23 protein-coding genes and 2 pseudogenes are annotated in these 21,177 nt (G+C 62.2%); 13 read left to right on the forward strand and 12 right to left on the reverse strand.

Features of this window, described 5'->3' with window-relative positions:
• A pseudogene (locus tag ISF28_RS18540) lies at positions 1 to 122 on the forward strand (IS5/IS1182 family transposase); the annotation flags it as partial.
• 877 nt (positions 123 to 999) lie between these two features.
• On the opposite strand, the gene ISF28_RS18545 reads toward ISF28_RS18540, so the two are convergent.
• The 4 genes from ISF28_RS18545 to ISF28_RS18560 all read right to left on the reverse strand — a co-directional run bounded on the left by ISF28_RS18545 (position 1,000) and on the right by ISF28_RS18560 (position 5,124).
• Positions 1,000 to 1,425, reverse strand: coding sequence for a hypothetical protein (locus ISF28_RS18545; protein ID WP_198118664.1), 426 nt, complete (start codon positions 1,423 to 1,425; stop codon positions 1,000 to 1,002).
• Between the two features lie 66 nt (positions 1,426 to 1,491).
• The gene (locus ISF28_RS18550; RefSeq protein ID WP_198118665.1) at positions 1,492 to 3,258 is read right to left on the reverse strand and encodes a hypothetical protein; all 1,767 of its coding nucleotides are present in this window, start codon (positions 3,256 to 3,258) and stop codon (positions 1,492 to 1,494) included.
• Between the two features lie 22 nt (positions 3,259 to 3,280).
• On the reverse strand, positions 3,281 to 4,216 hold the full coding sequence (locus ISF28_RS18555; RefSeq protein ID WP_198118666.1) for a UDP-glucuronic acid decarboxylase family protein: 936 nt from the start codon (positions 4,214 to 4,216) through the stop codon (positions 3,281 to 3,283).
• Positions 4,217 to 4,230: 14 nt separating this feature from the next.
• Entirely contained in the window at positions 4,231 to 5,124 is an 894-nt protein-coding gene (locus tag ISF28_RS18560; RefSeq protein WP_198118667.1) for a hypothetical protein, read from the reverse strand.
• Between the two features lie 537 nt (positions 5,125 to 5,661).
• Here ISF28_RS18560 and ISF28_RS18565 point away from each other — a divergent pair.
• Positions 5,662 to 7,707 (forward strand): glycosyltransferase family protein, encoded by a 2,046-nt coding sequence (locus ISF28_RS18565; protein WP_198118668.1) that lies wholly within the window; start codon positions 5,662 to 5,664, stop codon positions 7,705 to 7,707.
• A gap of 171 nt (positions 7,708 to 7,878) precedes the next feature.
• Here ISF28_RS18565 and ISF28_RS18570 read toward each other — a convergent pair whose 3' ends face one another.
• Positions 7,879 to 8,889, reverse strand: a complete 1,011-nt coding sequence (locus ISF28_RS18570) for a N5-glutamine methyltransferase family protein (RefSeq protein WP_229519190.1) — start codon at positions 8,887 to 8,889, stop codon at positions 7,879 to 7,881.
• A 191-nt stretch (positions 8,890 to 9,080) separates the two neighbouring features.
• Here ISF28_RS18570 and ISF28_RS18575 point away from each other — a divergent pair, with 191 nt between their 5' ends.
• The 3 genes and pseudogenes from ISF28_RS18575 to ISF28_RS30590 all read left to right on the forward strand — a co-directional run.
• Positions 9,081 to 9,263 carry a hypothetical protein gene (locus ISF28_RS18575; RefSeq protein WP_198118669.1) on the forward strand — a complete coding sequence of 61 codons (183 nt, stop codon included), beginning with the start codon at positions 9,081 to 9,083 and terminating at the stop codon, positions 9,261 to 9,263.
• Between the two features lie 61 nt (positions 9,264 to 9,324).
• Positions 9,325 to 10,200 carry a KPN_02809 family neutral zinc metallopeptidase gene (ypfJ, locus tag ISF28_RS18580; protein ID WP_198118670.1) on the forward strand — a complete coding sequence of 292 codons (876 nt, stop codon included), beginning with the start codon at positions 9,325 to 9,327 and terminating at the stop codon, positions 10,198 to 10,200.
• Positions 10,201 to 10,333: 133 nt separating this feature from the next.
• Positions 10,334 to 10,567 (forward strand): annotated as a pseudogene (locus ISF28_RS30590) (IS630 family transposase); the annotation flags it as partial.
• A 305-nt stretch (positions 10,568 to 10,872) separates the two neighbouring features.
• On the opposite strand, the gene ISF28_RS18590 reads toward ISF28_RS30590, so the two are convergent.
• Positions 10,873 to 11,175, reverse strand: coding sequence for a hypothetical protein (locus tag ISF28_RS18590; protein ID WP_198118672.1), 303 nt, complete (start codon positions 11,173 to 11,175; stop codon positions 10,873 to 10,875).
• 428 nt (positions 11,176 to 11,603) lie between these two features.
• Here ISF28_RS18590 and ISF28_RS18595 point away from each other — a divergent pair, with 428 nt between their 5' ends.
• The 3 genes from ISF28_RS18595 (at position 11,604) to ISF28_RS18605 (ending at position 15,318) form a co-directional block, all read left to right on the forward strand.
• Positions 11,604 to 12,788 (forward strand): zinc-dependent alcohol dehydrogenase, encoded by a 1,185-nt coding sequence (locus ISF28_RS18595; RefSeq protein WP_198118673.1) that lies wholly within the window; start codon positions 11,604 to 11,606, stop codon positions 12,786 to 12,788.
• A gap of 9 nt (positions 12,789 to 12,797) precedes the next feature.
• Positions 12,798 to 13,361 carry a hypothetical protein gene (locus tag ISF28_RS18600; protein ID WP_198118674.1) on the forward strand — a complete coding sequence of 188 codons (564 nt, stop codon included), beginning with the start codon at positions 12,798 to 12,800 and terminating at the stop codon, positions 13,359 to 13,361.
• 181 nt (positions 13,362 to 13,542) lie between these two features.
• Positions 13,543 to 15,318, forward strand: coding sequence for a M4 family metallopeptidase (locus ISF28_RS18605; RefSeq protein WP_198118675.1), 1,776 nt, complete (start codon positions 13,543 to 13,545; stop codon positions 15,316 to 15,318).
• A gap of 7 nt (positions 15,319 to 15,325) precedes the next feature.
• Here ISF28_RS18605 and ISF28_RS18610 read toward each other — a convergent pair whose 3' ends face one another.
• From ISF28_RS18610 to ISF28_RS18620, 3 genes are all read right to left on the reverse strand, one after another.
• Complete coding sequence (locus ISF28_RS18610; protein ID WP_198118676.1) at positions 15,326 to 16,141, reverse strand: oxidoreductase; 816 nt, start codon at positions 16,139 to 16,141, stop codon at positions 15,326 to 15,328.
• 147 nt (positions 16,142 to 16,288) lie between these two features.
• Positions 16,289 to 16,978 (reverse strand): M23 family metallopeptidase, encoded by a 690-nt coding sequence (locus ISF28_RS18615; RefSeq protein WP_229519191.1) that lies wholly within the window; start codon positions 16,976 to 16,978, stop codon positions 16,289 to 16,291.
• A 36-nt stretch (positions 16,979 to 17,014) separates the two neighbouring features.
• Positions 17,015 to 17,983, reverse strand: a complete 969-nt coding sequence (locus ISF28_RS18620) for a L,D-transpeptidase family protein (RefSeq protein WP_229519192.1) — start codon at positions 17,981 to 17,983, stop codon at positions 17,015 to 17,017.
• Positions 17,984 to 18,100: 117 nt separating this feature from the next.
• Here ISF28_RS18620 and ISF28_RS18625 point away from each other — a divergent pair, with 117 nt between their 5' ends.
• Positions 18,101 to 18,391, forward strand: coding sequence for a 2Fe-2S iron-sulfur cluster-binding protein (locus ISF28_RS18625; protein WP_198118831.1), 291 nt, complete (start codon positions 18,101 to 18,103; stop codon positions 18,389 to 18,391).
• Between the two features lie 7 nt (positions 18,392 to 18,398).
• Here the strand turns inward: ISF28_RS18625 and ISF28_RS18630 are convergent, their stop codons facing one another.
• Complete coding sequence (locus tag ISF28_RS18630) at positions 18,399 to 19,301, reverse strand: alpha/beta hydrolase (RefSeq protein WP_229519193.1); 903 nt, start codon at positions 19,299 to 19,301, stop codon at positions 18,399 to 18,401.
• 130 nt (positions 19,302 to 19,431) lie between these two features.
• On the opposite strand from ISF28_RS18630, the gene ISF28_RS18635 reads away from it, so the two are divergent.
• Both ISF28_RS18635 and ISF28_RS18640 read left to right on the forward strand, forming a co-directional pair.
• Positions 19,432 to 19,611, forward strand: a complete 180-nt coding sequence (locus ISF28_RS18635) for a hypothetical protein (protein ID WP_198118678.1) — start codon at positions 19,432 to 19,434, stop codon at positions 19,609 to 19,611.
• A 22-nt stretch (positions 19,612 to 19,633) separates the two neighbouring features.
• A complete protein-coding gene (locus ISF28_RS18640; protein WP_198118846.1) occupies positions 19,634 to 19,816 on the forward strand; it encodes a hypothetical protein in 183 nt (60 codons plus the stop codon).
• Between the two features lie 62 nt (positions 19,817 to 19,878).
• On the opposite strand, the gene ISF28_RS18645 is transcribed toward ISF28_RS18640, so the two are convergent.
• Positions 19,879 to 20,094, reverse strand: coding sequence for a hypothetical protein (locus ISF28_RS18645; protein WP_198118679.1), 216 nt, complete (start codon positions 20,092 to 20,094; stop codon positions 19,879 to 19,881).
• A 178-nt stretch (positions 20,095 to 20,272) separates the two neighbouring features.
• Here ISF28_RS18645 and ISF28_RS18650 point away from each other — a divergent pair, with 178 nt between their 5' ends.
• Both ISF28_RS18650 and ISF28_RS18655 read left to right on the forward strand, forming a co-directional pair.
• The gene (locus tag ISF28_RS18650; protein WP_198118680.1) at positions 20,273 to 20,410 is read left to right on the forward strand and encodes a hypothetical protein; all 138 of its coding nucleotides are present in this window, start codon (positions 20,273 to 20,275) and stop codon (positions 20,408 to 20,410) included.
• A 64-nt stretch (positions 20,411 to 20,474) separates the two neighbouring features.
• On the forward strand, positions 20,475 to 20,837 hold the full coding sequence (locus ISF28_RS18655) for a hypothetical protein (RefSeq protein WP_198118681.1): 363 nt from the start codon (positions 20,475 to 20,477) through the stop codon (positions 20,835 to 20,837).
• Positions 20,838 to 20,925: 88 nt separating this feature from the next.
• Here the strand turns inward: ISF28_RS18655 and ISF28_RS18660 are convergent, their stop codons facing one another.
• Positions 20,926 to 21,129 (reverse strand): hypothetical protein, encoded by a 204-nt coding sequence (locus ISF28_RS18660; protein WP_229519194.1) that lies wholly within the window; start codon positions 21,127 to 21,129, stop codon positions 20,926 to 20,928.
• Positions 21,130 to 21,177 lie beyond the last annotated feature (48 nt).

Consider the following 21,177-nt stretch of genomic DNA (forward strand, 5'->3'; position numbering starts at 1 on the left):
GCTGGATGAACCGGTTTCGGGGTTTGCTGATCCGTTGGCCGAAGAAAGCGAGCAATTACCTTGCCTTTCTTCATCTGGTATGCGGAATCATCGCCTGGCGCTCAGCAGGTCTACTGGGATAGCCTCTAAGTAGAGTTTCGCGAGATGCGATCGCGATATTCAAACCCGGAGCATTGTCGCCAAAAGCCGACGCTATGATGCTACAGCGAGGGCATCAACCAAAAGGACCCGGGTACGTAGGGAAAGTAGGGTACGGGTTATACGGGTCCGTAGGCCAGGTAGGGTAGCCGATGGGCACGTCAACAACGTCGCCGCCAGATACCAGTTCGATTTGATCGATTTCAAGGTCTTTCATTATTTTCTCCAATTAAATTTTAAGGCGAGTGTCAGTCGCCTCGAAGGCTTCCTTTATACGGCTTTGCCGCAACCCGGAAATATTTTTGACCTGAATCGATGAAGCAGGTCACAAAATTCTTGTTGTGTCGTACGAGGCGAGTCCCGATTAACTGTCCCGGGCTCGGCTGAATATATGTTGCCCAACCAGTTGTATACGCCTCGTGTAGTTCACAATTTCACGCTTCCGTCCATCATGCGGACCTCCGCAATTCAAACAAGGTTTCCGATGTAGCCGGGAAACGTGTTGCCTGGCCAGACGTTTGTCAACTGACATCATTTGTATTATGGTAATAATATTATTTGGCAGAGATTTTCTGATGTCAAGACAGATGTCGATTTTTTTAAATGGAAGTTTTATGCGGGCTGTCTGGGGCAGTGCCGCAAAACTATTGGGCCGGCGAATTCGTGAGAAAGGATTTTCGGTTTTCGTGTGAATTATCACGCGTCCAGACAGGCTTTGTTCGGGTTCCTCTGTTCGGTCGTATCTATCCGGCTGCCACATGAAAAGTCGGGGTATGGTGTTCTTGCCGATGAATATAGATCGACCTTGGAGGTGGCTGTACACCGTCTTGAGCGTGCGGATGTCGATTATCGGAAATCGCCTTAAGTAACGTTAGCCCGTTTAAAACCTCTGGAGGTCCTGAGCATCAGACGCTTTCGTTCGCGTTTTACGTAGTAAACCGCTCGGTGGGTGCGCAGAAAATCCTTGAACGCCTTCCTGGCTTCCTGGTTGGAGGGATACGCGAAAAACACCAGCATGAGCAGCGCGATCTTCCCTTCCTTGAATTCCCAGAAATGACTGGGGAAGAGGCCGAAACGATCGGCGATTCTCACGCTGTCCTTGTTGCCGCCAGCCCAGCACACGAAGCCGACCGGGTCTTTCTTGGCGTTGCGAAGAATCGTCAGCGTGCCGGCGTAAGCCGCATTACGGATACGGCCGAGCAATAGCGGATCGATGGGGATGTTCAAACTGCCCAACATTTCAATTGCAGCGGAGAACTCAGGTGGATTTGGATGAGACAGATTCATATCAATTGTCTACTTGTGTGGGCCGAACTGGCTTCATGTCGCCGGAGGATGAAAGCCGATTCGTTCTTATACTTGGGTGCAAGACATGTTTTCGATGCTCGTAAGGACTTCCCCAAGAGCTTGCAGATAGAAGCCCAGGTCGAATGTCCCGCTCAACTGCAGATCCGGATAATTTGCGGTGACAAAGCTGAGGCAATCCTCGTAGCGCTCGAATGTGCAGTCGCAATTTCCCACTAATCTGTAGCGATGCAGTGTCTCGTCGTAAGCGATTCGAACATGTCCGGTTTGCGCGATGACGATCTGGCCAGTAGAGGCGGTGTCGAAAATCCATTTGGACTGGTCGACGCAATCCTGGATGTAGTGCCCAACTTCGTCCAGACGTTTTTCGTACGCCATTGTGTGGAGCTGCGACGCGATGCGGCCGCGATAAAAGTAGGCCGAAAGATATGCCCAGCGCAGCGCTTTGATGGCGCAGGCAACGTAACAATTTCGAACCCTGTCGGGACCTGGCGACTCGAGTCGTTGCAACGCGGCCGAGCGTAGCACGTTTTTAAAGGCGACAAGCACATCGTGTGCCTTGTCGGGTGTGGTTCGCAGCAGTTCGCTGAACCTTTGCAACGTGTTCTCGCTGTTCGCCAAACCGAGGTAGGACAACCTCATGAAGGCGATGACCGGATCGTCCGGATCATGTCGTTCGGGTAGATCCGCGAGCGGCGCTTTACTCTTCCGAACCACGGCATCGTAAGCTGCCGCGAACGCTTTACCGTCGTCACTCTCGGCAATATTTTCGAGATGTGTCTCTGGAAGACCCAGCACCGACAGGGAATAATATACAAAGCAGTTTACGAATACTCGGTCAAAGTAGCGCACAAGAGGTTCGATATTGAACTGAGCGCCGCTGCATTTCCCGTAAACGTAAAGCAACTGTCTGACAGACTCCATGACAACGTGGGGTTCGTCAAAGAAAGTCGTTTGCCCGCGGAAGTTCTTTCCGCCGCTGAGGAAGCGAGCCTCTGTCAAGTCGAGCCAACGGCCATCCAGACAGATGTTCGAAGGCGTCAGGCCGCCATGCGCGATGCGTGCCGCTCGGGCGAAGGCAAACTGTTTTGCCGACGCAAGAATGAAACTCCCGGCGAACTGTATAAAGTGGTTGTCGCTGTTAAATTTGGCCTTGAGCTGACGATACACCGAGCGGATCCGCGCGGGCTCGCGTTTCAGCGACGTCGTTTTCGGCGGCGTGAAGTGCTCCGCGTGCATCAAGTGAGCCGGCCTCAGCACGCGCTCGCGCACAAGGAGCGCCCCGGGGGCCGGTGTCAGTTCGGTCTCTTCGGTGCCCCAGCCAAACAGCTGAAAAGCCCCGGTATCCGACGTGCGAATGAGTCCGTAGATCCTGGCGCAACCCATCGGGAGAATCCGACCCAGCACCGTCGAATAAATAGCCTCGTAGGCGGCATCGACGATATTCAACGAGCCGTACGAGTGCCATACGGACTGGCCGCTCACCAACGGATTCGGGCCGTTGCCCTTGACCTGGAAATTTCCGAAGTTGCCTGCGCGGCCACCTCCTCCGTTGTCCCCTACGCCACGCCCGCCGTACCGTTCGGCCAAATAGATCCGGCTGTCATTTTCATCCAGTTCGCCCTCGCCAAAGCAGCGGTTGGCTTTTGACACATAGGCGAAGTTGCGTGCGAAACTTGCTTCCGACAAGCCTTTGTCCAGCAAGTTTTCCAGATCGGCGGTCGCTTCGTCGTTGAGCCAGATGGTCCGGGCATCGCGGATTCGGACGCATTCGAATTCAACCAGATTGTCTTTAAAGTCGTTAATATCGAGCATATGCGTGCGCAGGAACGTTCTTTTACTTCAAGGTATGTTTGAAGTGAGCGATGGTCTCTTTGAGTCCATCTTCGAGCCGGACTCTCGGCTTCCAGCCCAGCATCTCCCTGGCCGCGGTAATGTCGGGCTGGCGCCGTTGCGGATCGTCCGCAGGAAGGGGACGAAACGCCAGTTTCGACGTGGATCCGGTGAGCGTGAGGATCAACTCCGCGAGTTCCAGCATCGAGACCTCTTGCGGATTTCCAACATTGAATGGACCGGTGATGTTGTCGTTCGATTCCATCATCGCGACCATTGCATCGATCAGGTCATCGACATAACAGAAGCTGCGTGTCTGCTCGCCATTGCCGTATAACGTGATGTCCTCGCCCCGGAGTGCCTGGACGATGAAATTGCTGACCACGCGTCCATCGTTGGGATGCATGCGGGGGCCATAAGTATTGAAAATACGGATGACCTTGATGTTGACGTTGTGCTGACGCCGGTAGTCGAAGAACAGGGTTTCCGCGCAGCGTTTACCCTCGTCGTAGCAGGATCGAATCCCGATCGGATTGACGCGGCCGAGATAATCCTCACGCTGCGGATGCACTTCCGGGTCGCCATACACTTCACTTGTCGACGCCTGCAGGATGCGCGCTTTCACGCGTTTCGCAAGACCAAGCATATTGATGGCACCGTGCACGCTGGTTTTCGTCGTCTGTACCGGATCGTACTGGTAATGGATCGGGCTCGCGGGACAAGCCAGGTTATAGATCTTATCCACCTCGACGTACAGCGGAAAGGTGACGTCATGCCGCATCAGTTCGAATGTGGGGTGGCCGATCAGGTGCGCGATATTCGCCTTGCTGCCAGTGAAGAAGTTATCTACGCAGAGCACGTCCGCGCCGCCGGCGATCAGGCGGTCGCACAAATGGCTGCCGAGAAACCCAGCGCCGCCGGTAACGACAATTTTTTCCATATTATTCAGGGAATTTAGACGGGCGAGTGAACGTCGCGATTAAAGTCGGTGGGCGGAATGTCGGAGCGGCGATAAAAGTTCCACAGCTCCTTGTAGGGCAGTGCTTCTCCGAGGTTCTCGCAGCCTCTCGTAAAACCGGCCCAATGCACGAGAAAAACCGGCGCGTCGTAAGGGGGATACAGTTTTCCGCCTTCGACCCGCGCGTCAGGCGAGCCACCCCAGAACTCCAGTGCGGCGGAGGGCATCACTCCGCGGTCGCGCAGTACAAGCAGGCTGGTGCAGGCATAACCGGAGGTGACGACGAGATAATTCAGGAACGGCTGTTCCATGCAGGACAACTCCATGTGGTCCTTGAGCTCCAGTGCACCGTTGACTTTCGCGATGCAGTGCTTCATCGGCAGCAGCCCACGCCAGCTCGCGAAAAAGCCGGTATTGGTCGCGAACTCGATCTGCGGACGTGTCAGGAGGTGGGTTTCGTAAATGCTGTCCTTCCATACGAACTGCCGGATATTCGCGAGATTTGAATGGGACGCGACGTATGCGGCATATTTCAGGCCGTCGAAAGCGAAATCGATCGAGTCGATCACAACGGTATCGACGTCGATATAGATGAATGAATCGAAAATTCCTTCCCACGCCACCAGTTTTCTGTAGGCGCCGAGTACGAAGCCATGAAATTTTTCGCTGATCGCGTCGCATTCAGCCAGCAGATCGGTGTTGTCGAAAACCGAGAATGAATAGGTGTCCTGGAGCGCGGCTATCCTGTCAAACGCATCGTTGTATGGGATGAGGCATAACGGGATCGTCGGATTGTGCGTTCGGAAGCTCCGCAGGAATGCGACGACCTGCTCGAAGACTACGTTATTGGCCAGAAAATATACGCCGCGAGTTGGTTTGTGTTCGTTCATTGATTTTTTCAGAATTCATGAAAATCAGACTTCGTCTGTTTAAATGACGGTCGTGACGCGCTGATTCGACGAAGTATAGCGCGCCTTGATGGTCTCGTGGCAACCCCTTTTTTTCAATTGAAACATATTTTTTTTCGGTGCGAGATATTCCGAAATGGATCGGTTTAAATATTTCTATCAAATTTCCACCTGCCCTGGCGGAAGCGATAATGTGTGCGTTTCCGGGTAATTCGTCGTGCATGCGCGCTAGAAGCGAATTTCTTGGCGCTTAAATAGGGAAAGCGCAGATTTTGATGCGCCGGCGCTTGCGCCGGCGGCGACCGGTTCGTCCGGGAGGTGGGGTGGCGCAAAAGTGGGTGTAAATGTGTTATTTTTCACGAAAAATCACTGCCGTTGGTAAACGGCTGGATTTTTTATTCTTGTTTCAATTTTATAAGAAAATTAATGTGTCAATAATGCCGCTTCTTGACTCGCGGGAAGAATGGGGGTACGCTCCACCGCTTGATGCTGAATGACTGGCCACAAACGAAAATCTAAATGAATTTATCGCTCGACGCGCGAATAGTAGCGGACCGTCCGTTATCAGTAGAATGCGATCTCAAGGAATGGGTAAATCGTGAAACGGCTTTGGCCGCTATCGATCATTTTCCTCGATTGAATGGCGGCATTGCTTTGTGCCTGACGGTCTATAACGAGACTGCCGAAGCGCTGCATGCTTCGTTCGTCGGGCTTGCAGATAGCATTCGTTTTTTGCGTGAAACATGCCCTGGTATAGCGGTATCCGTATGTATGCTGGTAGATGGCCTTACAAAATGCTCGTCTTCCACGCGCGCGGTTCTGGACCGTTTTGCCGGCCCGGATTTCTTCTCAAGCGGCGGATCTCAGGATCTGGCTTGCCTCCACACGCAGTTTGATTTGTCCGACTTGTCCGTGTTCGAGGCGGCAGGTTGCGAATCCGCTCCGGATCGGGATGGGCCGCAAATCGATACGCGTGGGTTACGGGGATTCGAGCGTGGCGCACACAGGCCAGGTGACCCGACCACCGCGGTTCAATTGCTCATTGCCGTCAAACAGGAAAATCACGGGAAGCTGGATTCGCACTGGTGGTTTTATCGGATTTTTTGCCCGCATCTCAACCCTGCGTATTGCTTTCAGATGGACGTTGGCACGATGCCGACGGAGCAGGCCCTGCAGGCAATGACCACGGCATTTCAGGGGGATCCGTGTCTGGGGGCGGTCGCCAGCAGTATCATGCCTCCGCCGCCTTCCGGGCCAGCGGATCTGCTCCATTGTTGGCAGTACGTTTCTTTTGCAAATTCGACGCTGCTGGATTGGCCTGCCGAGAATACGGTCGGCTATCTGAGCGTTGTGCCCGGGCAGTTGAGTGCCATCCGATGGGAGGCGATCAGCGGCCGCGCGATCGATGGCGCACAAGAAGAGGGATGGGATCCGCTCGCCGTGTATTTCAAGGGCCTGGAAGCCCTGACTCCGTACGAATCGATGTTGTATGCCGCGGAGGACCGCGTGCTTTGCCGCGAGATCGTGAGCGATCCGCAGGTCGCCTGGACGATCTCGCATATCGACCGTGCGATGGCGGTCACCGACCCCTGCAATTCCTGGGGTGAACTGTTGCGGCAGCGGAAGCGCTGGAGCAATGGGTACATGGCCTGTCGTGTCAACTTCATCAAGAAGTTGCCGGGTTTTATTGCGAACCCGACAGTCTCGATGCATCGAAAAATTCGCTCGGCTACGGCGGGAATCTATCATTCGGTCATGCTCGTCAACGACTGGCTGGTGACGGCCGTGTCCATTCTGCTCCTGCAAGCCTTGACCGGCCATGCTTCCTCGCTGGTTTCGCGGTTCGCCTGGGCGTCGGGCGGATTGCGCGCATCGTTTTGGGCAGCGATGTGCGCATTGCTCGTGCAGTTCTTCATCTGCTACCGAGGCAGCCTGTCGGCGCGCAGCCTTGCCTTTTTTCGATTTTCCATCGCTCTTCAAGGGAGTGTCTTCGCCGTATCGCTATGCGTGGCCTTGCTGTTCGGCAGAACGAGCGAGTTGATACCGACGACAGCTTTTATCGTGGCGGCCTTGCCCCTGGCGTCATTGTTGGGACATCGTCGGCAAACCCGGGCGCTCCTCACAAGTGTTCCTATCGTAGCCATTACGGGTTATTTCGTTACGCCCCTGATGTGGATGTACGCGGTTTGCAATGCACATGACAGCAGCTGGGGGACCAAAGGACTTACTTCCGCTCCTGCGGATGGCCGAAGGGAAGGCGCTGGAGCGAAGGTAGGCAACGTGCCGTTTCGAAGATTCAGGACAGGCTACGTTTCGATATGGATCGTAATCAACCTGTGCTTCGTGTATGTCTTTGATACGTGGTTTGGCTCGGATCGGCTTGGCGCCGTGATCGCTCTACAGTTGATGAACGCAGTCGTCATGCTGTTCGGTTTGATTTGTAGAGCATCGACCAGACTGCTCACCGGCACGGGGACGGACGACCACCAGCGTGAGCGCCGGGCTGTCGCGGCTCCCAGCGGCACGGCGCGGACTGTCGGCGATTCGAGAGTGCAGCCAAGTTGAGGTCGGCCGCTTCAGGTATCGGGCGGCATATCGACATGCGCGACGCTGAACGGAGAATTGCCTGTCCGTTCTTCCCGGCGCACGCCCATGAAAGTTGCGTCTCCTGTGCGTGGATGCGGTGGACAAGAGATCGATACCAGCCGCCGTCGCGGAGTCACCTGTTTGCCGGATTCACCCTCGCTTGACGGCCTGCAGCCACACGGCCGCGATGCGTTCCACGCGTTCGTAGCCGTCGCAGTCCAACTGGCCGCCGAAGATGTCCGGATCCAGTTCCTCGTACGACCAGCCGTCCGTGTCGGCGTCGAGCCGCGCGCGCACGGCGGCCAGGAACGGATCGCCGCCGTCGACCATCGCCACGCCCGTGTACAGCAGCAGGCTGCCGCCCGGATGCAGCCGGTCCAGCGCCGCGTGAACGATGCGTGTCGACAGTTCGGCGCCGTGCTCGCCGCCGCCGTGGCGGTACGTCAGCGCGTCCGGATCGAGGATGTAGGGCGGATTCGACATGACGAGATCGAAGCCGCCGTCCACGCGGGCCAAGAGGTCGCTGCGGCAGGGCACGACGTTGTGCGCGCCGTTCAGGCTCGTGTTGACTTCGACCAGCGCCAGCGCGGCAGGGTTGATGTCGGCCGCGTAGACCGTCGCGTCGGGGCAGCGCAGCGCCAGTTCGATGGCGCCCGGTCCGGCGCCGGCGCCGATGTCGACGGCGCGCCGCACGGGCCGGCGCAGGCCGCCGTGCGGACCGAGCGTGCGTTTGAGCGCGCCAACGTAGCGGTAGGTGTCGGGGCCGAAGAACACGGCGTCCGCATCGCACGTGGGCCAGGCCGAGTGGAAGTACAGGTGGTCGGCGATCGTCGCGGCGCGCACGCGCGCGCGCCAGCCGGCCGCGTCGCCGTCGGCGGCGTCGTTGCCGTTCGCGTCCACCGGCGCCGCCAGGCCGGCCGCGCGCAACGGGCCGTCGATCTCGTCCGGCAGCACGCCGGTCCGGTAAGGCCGGTTCCAGCCGAACACGCCCCGCGCGTCGTGCGCCCAGGCGTTGGCGGGACGTCCGTTCACGCGGCGGTGCGTGGCCGGCGTGACGGTCACGAAGCGGTAGTCCGCGGCCTGTAGACTGCGGCCGAGCGCGGCGAGGGCGTCGTGGTTGGCGAAGGCGGTGGCGGTCGAGATCATGCGGGGAGCATGCATGACGCCGGTACGCGCTTCCGTACGCCGGCGCACGGAACCACGTGGACAGGCTGTCATGCAGCGCCGCCTGCCGCTATGGCATCATGCGGATCATGCCGATTATGTGAAAGTTCGAACAGAGGCGGCCGTGCGCCGCATGCACAATGCACTCGGGCTGAAGCGGGACGGGCGGCCCACGGAAGAGGACGACCATGAAAACGACGCCGGACGTATCCCTGAACGAGCGACTGGAGCGTGAGGTCGAACGCGAACGCCACGAGCGCCTGCTGCACGACGAACAGCGCGTCGGCCTCGCGGTGGACGACGAGTTCCGCCGCAAGGATGTGCGCGAAAACATGGGGGCGGTGAAGATCAGGCGCTCCGGTGGTCACTGACGGCGTCCGTATGGAACCATAACGAGAGCGCGCCCCGGCGGCGGCGCCAGGGAGAATCATCATGCGTTGGGAAGGCGACAGGCAGAGCGATAACGTCGAGGACGTACGCGGCAGTGGTGGCGGTGGCGGGGGATTCGGGATCGGTGGTGGGACGGTGGGCATCGGTACGATCGTCATCGCGCTGATCGGTTCGTGGTTCTTCGGCGTGTCGCCGTCGACGATCTTGAACCTGTTGACGGGCGGCGGGGCGCCCGCGCAGGTTCAGCAGGCACCCGCGCATCCCCCGGCGAACGATCGCGAGACGCAGTTCGTGAAGACGGTTCTCGGCTATACCGAGGACACATGGACGCAGATTTTCCGCGCCAACGGCGCCACCTACACGCCACCGAAGCTCAGGCTGTACACGGGCCGCACGCCGACCGGTGGTTGTGGTTTGGGCGATGCCGCCGTCGGTCCGTTCTACTGCCCGGCCGACCGCAAGGTCTACCTCGACCTGGACTTCTTCCGCATGATGCAGCAGCGCTTTCACGTCGGCGGCGAATTCACGCAGGCCTACGTGATCGCCCACGAGGTCGGGCACCACGTGCAAAACCTGCTGGGCATCTCGGCCAAGGTCGACAGCGCGCGCCGGCACCTGTCCGAGGCCCAGGCCAACGCGGCGTCCGTGCGGCTCGAACTGCAGGCCGACTGCTTCGCCGGCGTGTGGGCCTACCACACCAACCAGGCCAAGCAGATCATCGAACAGGGCGACGTCGAATCGGCCTTGAACGCGGCCAGCGCCATCGGCGACGACGCGTTGCAGCGCCAGTCGCGCGGCGTCGTCGTGCCGGATTCGTTCACGCACGGCACGTCGGCCCAGCGCGTGCGCTGGTTCACGCGCGGCCTGCAGACGGGGTCCGTCGAGCAGTGCAATACGTTCGAGGCGCGCCAGCTCTGAACCGGATAGGGCGACTGGATTGCGTTCACATTCCGATCGGTTTCAGTTTCGAGCGATAATGCCGAGATGAAATGAAGCCGCTCATCCGACGGCCGCACGCTCGACCACCATACTTTGCAAACGATGCGCCAACAAGGAATACGTCGCCAGGCTCGACGGCGCACTCAAGCTGTTCTGCCTGCCACCCTGTTCGCCGCACCTCAATCCCGACGAGCAGGCATGCGTACAGGTGAAGCGCCAGGTCGGCAAGCAATTTGTGCAGGATAAAGAAGGCATGAAAAAACCTGCTCTCGGTGCTCTACGCCGTCTTCAGAAATTGCCGGCGATGATCAAATCGTTTTTTCGCCCGCAGGAATGCCGGTACGCCGCGCAATCGATCATTGTTATTCATCGTGGTTTTTCCGCGAATTTCGATACGCATACCTTGATCCATAAAATAAAGAAAGAGCCGGGCGCACATCCGAACGCCGGCTCTGGCTCATTTCAGATTAACTTAGCTGAAAATGTCGACGCCGAACCACATAACGGAAGTCTGCCCCCAATTCACGCTGCCGGTGAGTGAATTCGTGCAATAGTAGCCATTCCGGCAATCGATGACGTTGCTCGACTCGCGTCCGCCTTGCCAGTCCATACCGCCTGCGATCAATTCAATTTCGTCTTTGCTCAACTGGTTCATTCATTTTCTCCTGTGGTTACCACAAGAAGGCAATTGTCGCCTCCTGTGAAATTCAATTTTACCCAGAAAGGGCAGCGGGAAACATAATCGGCAGGAATTCTGTGGCAAAAAGATGCTTTGCAACAATGAGTGATTTTTTTAAAAAACCATGACATAAGCGCGCTACTACATGGTTGTTGAAATTCGCGGTCACAAAATATCTGCAATTTACCCAAACCATAACGTCGCACCACAATAGCGACCGGTGGAAGTTCGGCAGTTGCCGGATTTGGACGCAAAGTCACGCGCGCGGAAGCCATGGGGCATCGGCAAAACGGCGTCACAAGATTGCCGCGCCGTGCGCGAGGCAGACCAGAGAAGATGGCGATTTCACGTGCCTTCCCGGCACTGCAGATTACCGACTGGAAGATGACTTGCACGTTCAAGGAAGGCCGGTCAAGGCCGGCGAGCGCGGGAGCGTGTCGCGCGCCGATGTTCGAATACAGTTCGACCAGTTTGGCTGCGGCCCGCACCGGATGATGCGTGTGGCTGGGGCATATTGTGCTCGAGATCCGTGCTTGAAGTTAATAAATTTTCCTTTTAAAAACGAAGTCCTACGACCCGCCAAAAAAAGTGTTCCGGAACCCCGTACATTTCCGTGCGCATATCGCCTTCCTTAGCGTTTTGACATACCTTGTTGTCAAGCGCTCGTCCGTTGCGGCGGGCCGGCAACCAATGAGGAGGAAATATGCTGGCAATGAATTACCGGGGACCGTATCGCGTCCGCGCCGATTACAAGCCCGATCCCGTCATCGAACACCCGGGCGACGCCATCGTGCGCGTGCTGCGCTCCTGCATCTGCGGGTCCGACCTGCACCTGTACCACGGCATGGTGCCCGATACGCGCGTGGGCCATACGTTCGGCCACGAGTTCATCGGCGAAGTCGTGGACGTCGGCCGCGACGTGCAGACGCTCAAGGCGGGCGACCGGGTGCTGGTGCCGTTCAACCTGTTCTGCGGGTCGTGCTTCTTCTGCCAGCGCGAACTCTTCGGCAATTGCCACAACACGAATCCGGAAGCGACGGCCGTCGGCGGCATCTACGGCTATTCGCACACGGCGGGCGGCTACGACGGCGGCCAGGCCGAGTACGTGCGCGTGCCGATGGCCGACGTCGGCCCGCTGCCCATCCCCGACGACCTGCACCTGGACGACGCCGTGCTGCTGACGGACGCCGTCCCCACGGGCTACCAGGCCGCCGAGATGGGCGACATCCAGGAAGGCGACACGGTCGTCGTCTTCGGCGCCGGCCCGATCGGCATCTTCGCCGCCAAGTCCGCGTGGCTGATGGGCGCGGGCAGGGTGATCGTCGTCGACGAGGTCGAGTACCGGCTGGAATTCGTCCAGCGCTACGCCCAGTGCGAAGTCGTGAACTTCCGCGAAGTGAACGACATGGCGGAGCACATCAAGAAGATGACGGACTGGATGGGCGCCGACGTGTGCATCGACTGCGTGGGCGGCGACGCGGCAGGCTCCATCGCCCAGACCCTCACGGGCCGCCTGATGAAGATGCAGGCCGGCGCCGCGACCGTGCTGCACTGGTGTATCAACTGCGTGCGCAAGGGCGGCAATGTGTCGATCGTGGGCGTGTACGGTCCGACGTTCAACGCCGTGCCGATGGGCAATGCGGTCAACAAGGGCATCACGATGCGCATGAACCAGGCCAGCGTGAAGCGCCACCTGCCGCGCCTGATCGAGCACATCCGCGAAGGGCGGCTGAACCCGAAGGAGATCATCACGCACCGGGTGCCGCTGGAAGAGGTGGCGGACGCGTACCACATCTTCTCGAGCAAGCTCGACAACTGCATCAAGACCGTCCTGATCCCGCCGTCCGCGCGCGAGGTCCAGGCCGTGAACGCCAGCGCACTGCATTGAGGAGAGGTCATGGAACACCATCATCACCACGACGACGACGCGGGCCACGTGCACGCCCATCCATTGCAGGGCGATATGGCGCAAGGCCCGCGCCGGCCCGGCCGCGAGGAACTCGCCCACATCGACGGCTGGGGCGCCGACCTGGACCGCAAGAACCGTCCGGCAATCCCGATGGAGCGCACGCCCCCGCGCTTCATCCACCCGCACGAGGGCAAGCTGCCGCAGCAGCGGGAAAACGTCGAGATCCTCGTGTCGACGGAGCGCCCCGGCATCACGCCGATCTTCGGCACCGCGCAGCCGCCGAAAGGCCTGTCCGGCATGATCCGGCGTGCGGCGTATAAATGGGCGGAGAACGACTTGCGCCGCTGGCTGCTGCTGCTCGCGGCGGACCGCGTGAACGTCGTCGAAGGCGTCGGCGAAGACCTGGTGCACGGCAAGGTGCCGAACGTGCTGGCCGAGATGGGCATCAAGGCCGAATGGGAGCATAACCGGGCCGGCCTCGTGAAGAAGGCCGTGATCGCGGGCGCCGTCGTCGGCACGGCCGTCTGGTTGCTGCGCCGGCGCGAACGCTGACCCGCGCAACGGCGCGCCGCACGCGCCCCGGCGGCGCGTATGCCGCCACCTTGTAGCAAGCCCCATGGCCGCCGTCGGCGCCCATGGGGCTTTTTGTGCTTGAGCAAATTCCTTTGAGCGAGCTCGGCCACACTGAATCCGTGTGCCCGTCCCGTGTTCCCGCTCAATGAAAGGAATCCTCATGAACAAGCGCAAGATGTTGCTCGCATCGTTCGGCGCCCTGTCGCTGACGGCCGCCATGCCCGCCGGTGCGGCGGGTCCCGGCACGATGAGCCCGGCGGTCGCCCCGTCGCCGCAGGTCGACGCGGCGCTGCTGGCCCAGCTGGACGCGCGCCGCGCCGCGCGCGGGCAGGACGCCCGCTTCGGCTACGCCGTCATCAAGCGGCATCCGGGCGCGCAGGGCACGCAGATCGCGCGCGTGGCGCATACGTTCAAGGGCGTCCCCATCTTCGGCTTCGAGTCCGTGCTGGTGCTCGATGCGAACGGCAAGATCGTGTCCGAGTCCGATTCCGAGCAGCGCGCCAACTTCGCCAAGCCCGACGCGGCGGGGCCGGGCGCCGATTTCAGCGTCGTGCCGGCGATCTCGTCGAAGGCCGCGATCGATGCGGCGCTGGCGTCGCTGGCGCCGCTGGCGCCATCGGCCCGCCACGAGACGCCGCCCAGCGCCGAGTTGATCGTCTGGCCCGCGCTGCGCACGGAACGCGTGCCCGAGGCGCGCGACAAGCCGGAAGCGGCGCTCAATGCGCTCGACGTGCAGGACGTCGTCGACCACTTCGAACTCGCCTACCTCGTGCACACGCGCATGGTCGCCCGCGACAAGCCGGCCTACCACGACACCGTCGTCGCCGCGCGCGACGGCAGCATCCTCGCGCAATGGAGCATGCTGCAGACGGTCGTCGGCGTCGGCCACAGCCAGTACAACGGCGACGTGCCCATCAACACGACCGCGAACAACGGAAAATTCCGGATGATCGACGACACGCGCGGCACGGGCGGCACGTTCGGCGCAATGGCGATCACGAACGCGGACCACGGCACGAGCGCGGGCGACGTGTACGTCAACGACACCAACACGTGGGGCGACGGCAAGCAGTACGTGGCCGGCGGTTCGACGACGAACGCGAACGGCCAGACGGCCGCCGTGAACGCGATGTGGGGCTTGATGAATACGTACGACACCTTGAAGAACGTGTTCAACTGGCTCTCGCTGGACGGCCACAACACGGCGACCTATATCGCGGCCCACGTCAACACGGCGTACGACAACGCGTATTACAGCGACACGTGCCGCTGCATGTTCATCGGCGACGGCTCCAGCTTCTACAGCCTCGGCTCGATCGACGTGATCGGCCACGAGATGGGCCACGGCGTCACCGCCGCGACGTCGAACCTCACGTATTCCGGCGAATCGGGCGGGTTGAACGAATCGTCGTCGGACATCAACGGCGAGGCCGTCGAAGCCTATGCGCGCGGCGGCGGACGGGGCGACGGCATCCCGCTCACGGGCAACGACTGGATGATGGGCAAGGAGATCAGCAAGACCGGCACGCCGCTGCGCTGGATGTACCGCCCCAGCAAGGACGGCAACAGCCCGGACGCGTGGAGCAAATCGATCAAGCGCCTGGACGTGCACTACAGCAGCGGCCCGAACAACCGCATGTTCTACTTCCTGGCGCAGGGATCGAGCGCGGACAAGGCGGGCGATTATTACAGCCAGTACCTCGTCAAGCGCCCGGCCGCGATGACGGGCATCGGTATCGACAAGGCCTACCGCATCTGGTTCAACGCCAACACGACCAAGTTCACGTCGAGCACCAATTACGCGGATGCGCGCGCCAAGATGATCGAGGCGGCCGGCGAGTTGTACGGCAAGTCCAGCCGCGAAGTCATCGCCGTGCAGCGGGCCTACGCGGCGATCAACGTGGGACCGGACGTCGACGAGGCGGCCGGCCCGTGACGACGCGCTAGGCCGGCAGGCCGAGCTGCTTGCGCAGGCTCGCTTCGAACATCCCGGCCGGCGCGAAGCGGCGCGCGAAGCTGGTTTGCCTTGCCATCTTCCCGGCCGGGTAACGGCGCTTGGGGTGCGCGGCGGTCGCGGCCATCAGCACGGTGTCCGCGACGACTTCCGGCGGGTCGCCGATGGTCATCGCGCGCCGGAGCTGCTCGTCGATGCCGGCGCGGGCCTCGGCATAGTCCTCGATCATGGCATCCGGCTTCAGGGCGGCCTGGTCGAAGGCGCTCTTGGTAAAAGCGGGTTCGATCAGCGTCACGCGGACGTTGAAGGCGCGCGTCTCGTGGTCGAGCGATTCCGAGTAGCCTTCGACGGCGTGCTTGGTCGCGCCGTAAAAGGTGGAGTAGGGCGCCGGGATGAAGCCGAGCACCGAACTGATGTTGATGATCTGTCCGCCGCCGTGTTTCCGCATCGACGGCAGGACGCCGTTCGTCATCCGTACGAGTCCAAAGAAATTCACCTCGAACAGGGACTTGGCTTGCTCGATCGACGATTCCTCGGCCCCGCCGAAGAGGCCGAGGCCGGCATTGTTCACCAACAGGTCGATTCGGCCCGTCCGCGCCAGCACGTCCGCGACGAGCGCCCTGACCGAATCGTCGGAGGTCACGTCGCACGCCAGCATCGTGACGTGTGGCGGGCCATCCGCGGCGGCCCGGCGGCTCGTGCCGAACACGGTGAATCCGGCCTGCGCCAGGGCGGCGGCGGTGGCCTTGCCGATGCCCGACGAGGCGCCCGTCACGATGGCGGTCTTTCCTGCTTGCTTGTTCATGCTATTCCAATCCTGGGTTGAGGGTGTCCCGCGCCCGGCCTGTCCTCCTGCGGCACCGGTGCGCACGAATTTATGATGATGTCCATCATCTAAAATGTCAAGACGTTTGATGATGGGCGACATCAATGTGCCCTCGCCGTCCAGGTCCTAGGGCTGCAACAACGGATACGGATCCACCGGCGTCCCCTTCCACCACTGCTTCTCGGGCGTCAGCTCGAACACGGCGAAATGCAGGTGCGGCGCGTTCGGGTCGGCGTTGCCCGTCGTACCCACGTAGCCGATCACGTCGCCGCGCTTGACCTGTGCGCCTTCCTGCAGGCCGTCCGCATAGCGGTCCAGGTGCGCATAGTAGTAGGCGTATTTTTCGGTCGGATCGAATTCGTAGATCGTCAGGCCGCCCGGCTTGCTCGTGAAGAGTTTCACTATCTTGCCGTCCGCGGCCGCCAGCACCTTCGTGCCCTTGGGCGCCATGATGTCCAGCGCCTCGTGGTGGCGCTCGTTGCCGCGCTGCTGGTCGAACGTGTCGGTGAGTTTCGCCGGCGCGATGCCGTCCACCGGCACCAGCAGCTTGCCGGGCGGGACGGACGGCGCCGCGGCGGGCGCGGCCGCCGGGGTATCCGTGGCGGCCGGGTGCAGCGGCAGATCGAGTTCGGTCAGGTCGGGCAGCACCTCCGGCGCGGGCGGCAGCTTGCCTTCCAGGTTGCTGCGCGGCGGCGGCAGGGCGGGCAGGGAGCCCGTGTTCACGGCCACGGCGGGCGCCGCCGGTTCATGGGGCATCTGGCGCAGCCAGACGAACAAGCCGGCCGCGCCCACCAGCACGCCGAGCAGGAAAGTCATCAACCATCTCATCGCCGCCTCCTCAAAGCATGGGTTCTACTCCTCCAGCACCACTTCCGTCCCCGGCTGCACCAGCCCGGCCACTTCGGCCGCGCTCCAGTTCGTCATGCGGATGCAGCCGTGCGATTCGGTCTTGCCGATCGTGCCCGGCACCGGCGTGCCGTGGATGCCGTAGTGCGGCTTGGACAGGTCGATCCACACGACGCCGACCGGATTGTTGGGGCCCGCCGCGACCGTCGTCCGCTTGTCTCCCGGTTTCGCGTCCCAGAACAGCTTGGGGTTGTAGTGATAGGTCGGGTTGCGGTGCACGCCATCGACCTTCCACGTGCCGATCGGCAGCGGATCGTGTTCGCTGCCGCTCGACACGGGGTATTGGGCCAGGACGGTCCCGGCGGGGTCCTGCAGCTCGAGCGTGCGTCCCTCCTTCGACACGACGATGCGCGCGGCCGGCGCCAGCGGCGGCGTGCCGACGACGTCCGGCACGAGGATCTGCTCGCCCGCGCGCCCCAGGTCCTTGCCGGGATTGAGTTTTTCCAGCAGCGCCGGGCTGGCGTGGAATTTTTCGCCCAGCCCTTCTTGCGGCGAGCTGTAGCCGAGCGTGGGCAGCTTGGCCATTTCCATCATGTCGGCCGGCACGGGACGGAACGGGCCCGCGACGTCGGCGTCGAGCAGCGTGTACGTGACCAAGGTCGGCGCCGTGTCGGCGTTCAGCGCGTTCCAGGTGGCGTCGTCGAGTTTGCCGGTCGGGTCCAGGCCGTGCGTCTGTTGATAGCCGGCCAGCGCATGCCGCATGTTGGAACCATAGGCGCCATCGATCTCGCCGGGCGAGAAGTGGGCGCGGTCGAGCAGCACCTGCGCGCGCAGCAGCCGGTCCGATGCCGTTGCCGGCGCGCCGGCCGGCGGTGGCGGCGTCGGCACCGCTTGCGGTTGCGCGGCAAGCGCCGGGGCGCCGGCGAGGCCGGCCAGCATGGCGATCGTTGTGAGGGGGAGGCGATACGTGTTCAATGGATGTCCTGCCTGAAGATGCGATGGCTTCAGGTTAGTGCCGCGCCCGGCCCGGCTCTGTGCGGGAACGAACCCAGGCAGGGCGGTACAATCGCCGCCATGACCACGACGACCACGATGACCATCACCCTGCAACCCTCCGGCTGGTCGTTCCCGACCGATGCGGAGACGACCGTACTGCACGCCGCCGAACGGGCCGGCATCGACCTGCCCAGCTCCTGCCGCAACGGCACGTGCCGCACGTGCATCTGCCGCCTCGCGGCGGGGAGCGTGCGTTATCTCGTCGAGTGGCCGGGCCTGTCGCTCGACGAAAAGCGCGAGGGCTACATCCTGCCTTGCGTCGCCGTGGCGCGGGAAGATCTCGTCGTCGACCAGCGGCTCGCGAAACGGATCGTGTTCCCCGACTAAACGCGCGTCAGCGGGGTGCCTGCCCGAGCGCGGCCTCGATGGCGCGCAGCACGAGCGGCCACGACGCCGACGTCGCCGCCACCTCGTCGTAATGGCTGGCGCCGGGCAGGATGACGACGTCGGCCGCGTCCCCGGCGGCGCGCGCCCGCGCGGCGAAATCGTGCGCGACGCGCGGCGGCGAGATCGTGTCCAGTTCTCCGGTGACGAGGATCGTATGGCTGCCGTTGGGCATCAGGTCGCCCGCGTTCGTGTCGGCGAAGACGTCCGGCCGCGCGGCGCTGGGCGTGCCGGCCAGCTCGGCGACCTCGCGTCCGCAACTGGTCTTGAGCAGGGCCGCTTCGCGCCGCAGGTCGGCCAGGCCGCCCAGGCTCACCACGCGGCGCACGGGCAGCGCGCCGGCGTGGAACAAGGGGCTGGTCGCGGGGATGCGGGACCGGCCCGCCAGCCATTGCACGAGCTGGCCGCCGGCCGAGTGGCCGACGGCGACGAGGCGGTCGAGATCCAGCGGACGGTCGCGGGCCGTGCGCGCCAGCAGGTCGAGGGCGGCGTTCATGTCGTGGTACGTGCCCGGATAGCCGCCGCCGGCTTCGTCGACGCGCCGGTATTCCACGTTCCACACGGCGATGCCGCGCCGCACCAGCGCCCCCGCCATGTTGCGCAGCTGCGCGATGCCGCCGAATTCCTTCGTCCAGCAGCCGCCGTGCACGAGCACGGCCACGGGAAACGGTCCCTTGCCGGGCGGGACGAACAGTTCGGCGTACTGCGACGGGGCGGCGCCGTAGCGCAGGGTGGCGTCGGGCGCCGGGCCGGACAGGGCCAGGTAATCGGCCAATTGCATCGGGGCGGCGTGGAGGTTGGCGGACATGGCGAGTGTGAGGGCGAGGGCGAGGGCGGGCAGGCGGCGCGGCATGGTGGCGACGGGATGTCAAAACCCGACTATACAGCCTTGCCCGCACGGCCGCACGATTGAAAACCCGCGCGAGTCTTCCATGCTAGGCTGCACACAACGCCAATGGCGATCCAACCAGCGGAGGATGATCATGAGTCAATCGAAATCCAGCGGCAGCCAGAACAAGCAGTCGGGCAATCCGTCCGAGGAAGACGCGCAGAAGCGCCAGGCCGGCGTCAAGGACAAGAGCAGCCGCGACAACAAATCGACCGTGAAGGCGGGCAAGGGCAAGGGCGCGGGCGGCGGCGCCAAGCAGAAGGAAGGCCGCTGAGCCTTCCCGCAGGAGAACAGCGATGAGTTTGCCGGAACAACACGAGGGCATGCGCCGGCACGCCCACTCGACGCCCGATCCCACGACACCCGACCCGGAACTGCCGCCGCCGCAGCCGAGTCCCGAGCCGGACGACGTGCCGGCCCCGTCGCGTGCGCCGGTGAAGGAGCCGGACGCGCCGGAACCGCCCGTCAAGGCGCAGTAACGATCTGGAGAATGTGCGGATGGGGCGGACGTCGTGCCGCCCCATCCTTTGTTCGCGCGGGGTCAAGCCTTGCCCGGCTTGTCGCCTTGCGTCGGGTGCTTGTTGGCGGGCTGGTGGGCGGGCTGGTCGCCCTTGTTGTGCCCCTGCGGGGGGATTTCGCGGATCATGGCGTCGGTTTCGTGCTGGGCCGGCGAGCGTTCGCCGCTGCCGATGTCGGCCTCGTGCATGTGAGGCGGGGCCTCGGCGCCCGGGTCCGGTTTCCGTACATTGGTTCTCATGGCGTGCTCCCTTGCGTTTGCGTTTGCGTTGTCGTGTTGGCGCGATACTAACAGCCCGTGTGGGGCCCCGGCGCGCAATAGGATGGCAGGATGGCCACTTGTGTACGCTGGCGCACATATGTCTTTTGGGAACTTTTTATAATGGATGCATGGCCAACGATCATCGGAGGAGTGAAGCATGAGCACCACGCTGTATAACAGGATTCCGCTGGGCCGCGGTCCGTTGCTGGGCTCGCACAAGATGCATGCCGCGGTGGCGCTCGGCGTGCTGGCGGGAGCCGGGCTCGTCTGGGCCGCCGTACGGGCGCTGCGCTAACGACCAGTTGCCGGGACGGCCCGCCGCCGTTACCATGGCGGGCTTGTTCTCTTGGAAAGTGGTAATGAAGAATCTGAAACTGACGGGCGACGAGTACGATGCGCTCGAATTCATCCGGCGCGGCGCCAGGACCGACCGCGTCAATGCCTGCGTCGGACGCAATGCCAAGCGCCTGTCGGGCCTGAAATTGATCCAGTATGCCAGGGACGGCGGCCTGTCGCTGACGGCACAGGGCACGGAACTGCTGTTCCTGCGCCGCTGCGTGCAGGCGCTGCGCGCGCTCGAGACCGATCCGGCGGCGGCGGTCGACGATGACGTCGTTCAATTCCTCAGCCGCAAATCCCACATCGCCCCGCGCGCGGAAGGCGGGTTCGAATTGACGGCGCGCGGCCGCGAGTCGTTGGCCGACATCGCCGCACAGGAATAACGAATGGTCACGCATGCATCGGGCGGGCACAGGCGCCCACCCCACAGCCTGCGCTAACGTAGGGTGGGCACCCCGTGCCCACCAAGCCTCAATTCGTCCGGCGCCGGTTCGGATAGACGAGCGCCCGCACCGCAATCTCCGCCGGCACGCCCATGGCCGCCAGGAATTCGGCGGCGCGCTGCAAGCCGAGCGTCGGGACCGACGCCACGGCCTGGTTGACGAGGTCGCGCGTACGCATGTCGGTGCGCGGCCGGCGCTCTGCCAGGGTCGTCGTGGCGGAATCGATATTCATTTCAGTCATCATCATACTCGGTAGGTGATATTGCTAAAGAATCACGGA

The sequence above is a fragment of the Massilia rhizosphaerae genome, assembly GCF_016093545.1.
Classification (GTDB): domain Bacteria; phylum Pseudomonadota; class Gammaproteobacteria; order Burkholderiales; family Burkholderiaceae_D; genus Telluria; species Telluria rhizosphaerae.

What these genes read in the sequence shown, in the direction of transcription:
- ISF28_RS18545 (WP_198118664.1), bottom strand. Translation starts at nt 1,425, where the DNA reads ATGAATCTGTCTCATCCAAATCCACCTGAGTTCTCCGCTGCAATTGAA.
- ISF28_RS18550 (WP_198118665.1), bottom strand. Translation starts at nt 3,258, where the DNA reads ATGCTCGATATTAACGACTTTAAAGACAATCTGGTTGAATTCGAATGC.
- ISF28_RS18555 (WP_198118666.1), bottom strand. Translation starts at nt 4,216, where the DNA reads ATGGAAAAAATTGTCGTTACCGGCGGCGCTGGGTTTCTCGGCAGCCAT.
- ISF28_RS18560 (WP_198118667.1), bottom strand. Translation starts at nt 5,124, where the DNA reads ATGAACGAACACAAACCAACTCGCGGCGTATATTTTCTGGCCAATAAC.
- ISF28_RS18565 (WP_198118668.1), top strand. Translation starts at nt 5,662, where the DNA reads ATGAATTTATCGCTCGACGCGCGAATAGTAGCGGACCGTCCGTTATCA.
- ISF28_RS18570 (WP_229519190.1), bottom strand. Translation starts at nt 8,889, where the DNA reads ATGCATGCTCCCCGCATGATCTCGACCGCCACCGCCTTCGCCAACCAC.
- ISF28_RS18575 (WP_198118669.1), top strand. Translation starts at nt 9,081, where the DNA reads ATGAAAACGACGCCGGACGTATCCCTGAACGAGCGACTGGAGCGTGAG.
- ypfJ (WP_198118670.1), top strand. Translation starts at nt 9,325, where the DNA reads ATGCGTTGGGAAGGCGACAGGCAGAGCGATAACGTCGAGGACGTACGC.
- ISF28_RS18590 (WP_198118672.1), bottom strand. Translation starts at nt 11,175, where the DNA reads ATGGCTTCCGCGCGCGTGACTTTGCGTCCAAATCCGGCAACTGCCGAA.
- ISF28_RS18595 (WP_198118673.1), top strand. Translation starts at nt 11,604, where the DNA reads ATGCTGGCAATGAATTACCGGGGACCGTATCGCGTCCGCGCCGATTAC.
- ISF28_RS18600 (WP_198118674.1), top strand. Translation starts at nt 12,798, where the DNA reads ATGGAACACCATCATCACCACGACGACGACGCGGGCCACGTGCACGCC.
- ISF28_RS18605 (WP_198118675.1), top strand. Translation starts at nt 13,543, where the DNA reads ATGAACAAGCGCAAGATGTTGCTCGCATCGTTCGGCGCCCTGTCGCTG.
- ISF28_RS18610 (WP_198118676.1), bottom strand. Translation starts at nt 16,141, where the DNA reads ATGAACAAGCAAGCAGGAAAGACCGCCATCGTGACGGGCGCCTCGTCG.
- ISF28_RS18615 (WP_229519191.1), bottom strand. Translation starts at nt 16,978, where the DNA reads ATGACTTTCCTGCTCGGCGTGCTGGTGGGCGCGGCCGGCTTGTTCGTC.
- ISF28_RS18625 (WP_198118831.1), top strand. Translation starts at nt 18,101, where the DNA reads ATGACCATCACCCTGCAACCCTCCGGCTGGTCGTTCCCGACCGATGCG.
- ISF28_RS18630 (WP_229519193.1), bottom strand. Translation starts at nt 19,301, where the DNA reads ATGCCGCGCCGCCTGCCCGCCCTCGCCCTCGCCCTCACACTCGCCATG.
- ISF28_RS18635 (WP_198118678.1), top strand. Translation starts at nt 19,432, where the DNA reads ATGAGTCAATCGAAATCCAGCGGCAGCCAGAACAAGCAGTCGGGCAAT.
- ISF28_RS18640 (WP_198118846.1), top strand. Translation starts at nt 19,634, where the DNA reads ATGAGTTTGCCGGAACAACACGAGGGCATGCGCCGGCACGCCCACTCG.
- ISF28_RS18645 (WP_198118679.1), bottom strand. Translation starts at nt 20,094, where the DNA reads ATGAGAACCAATGTACGGAAACCGGACCCGGGCGCCGAGGCCCCGCCT.
- ISF28_RS18650 (WP_198118680.1), top strand. Translation starts at nt 20,273, where the DNA reads ATGAGCACCACGCTGTATAACAGGATTCCGCTGGGCCGCGGTCCGTTG.
- ISF28_RS18655 (WP_198118681.1), top strand. Translation starts at nt 20,475, where the DNA reads ATGAAGAATCTGAAACTGACGGGCGACGAGTACGATGCGCTCGAATTC.
- ISF28_RS18660 (WP_229519194.1), bottom strand. Translation starts at nt 21,129, where the DNA reads ATGAATATCGATTCCGCCACGACGACCCTGGCAGAGCGCCGGCCGCGC.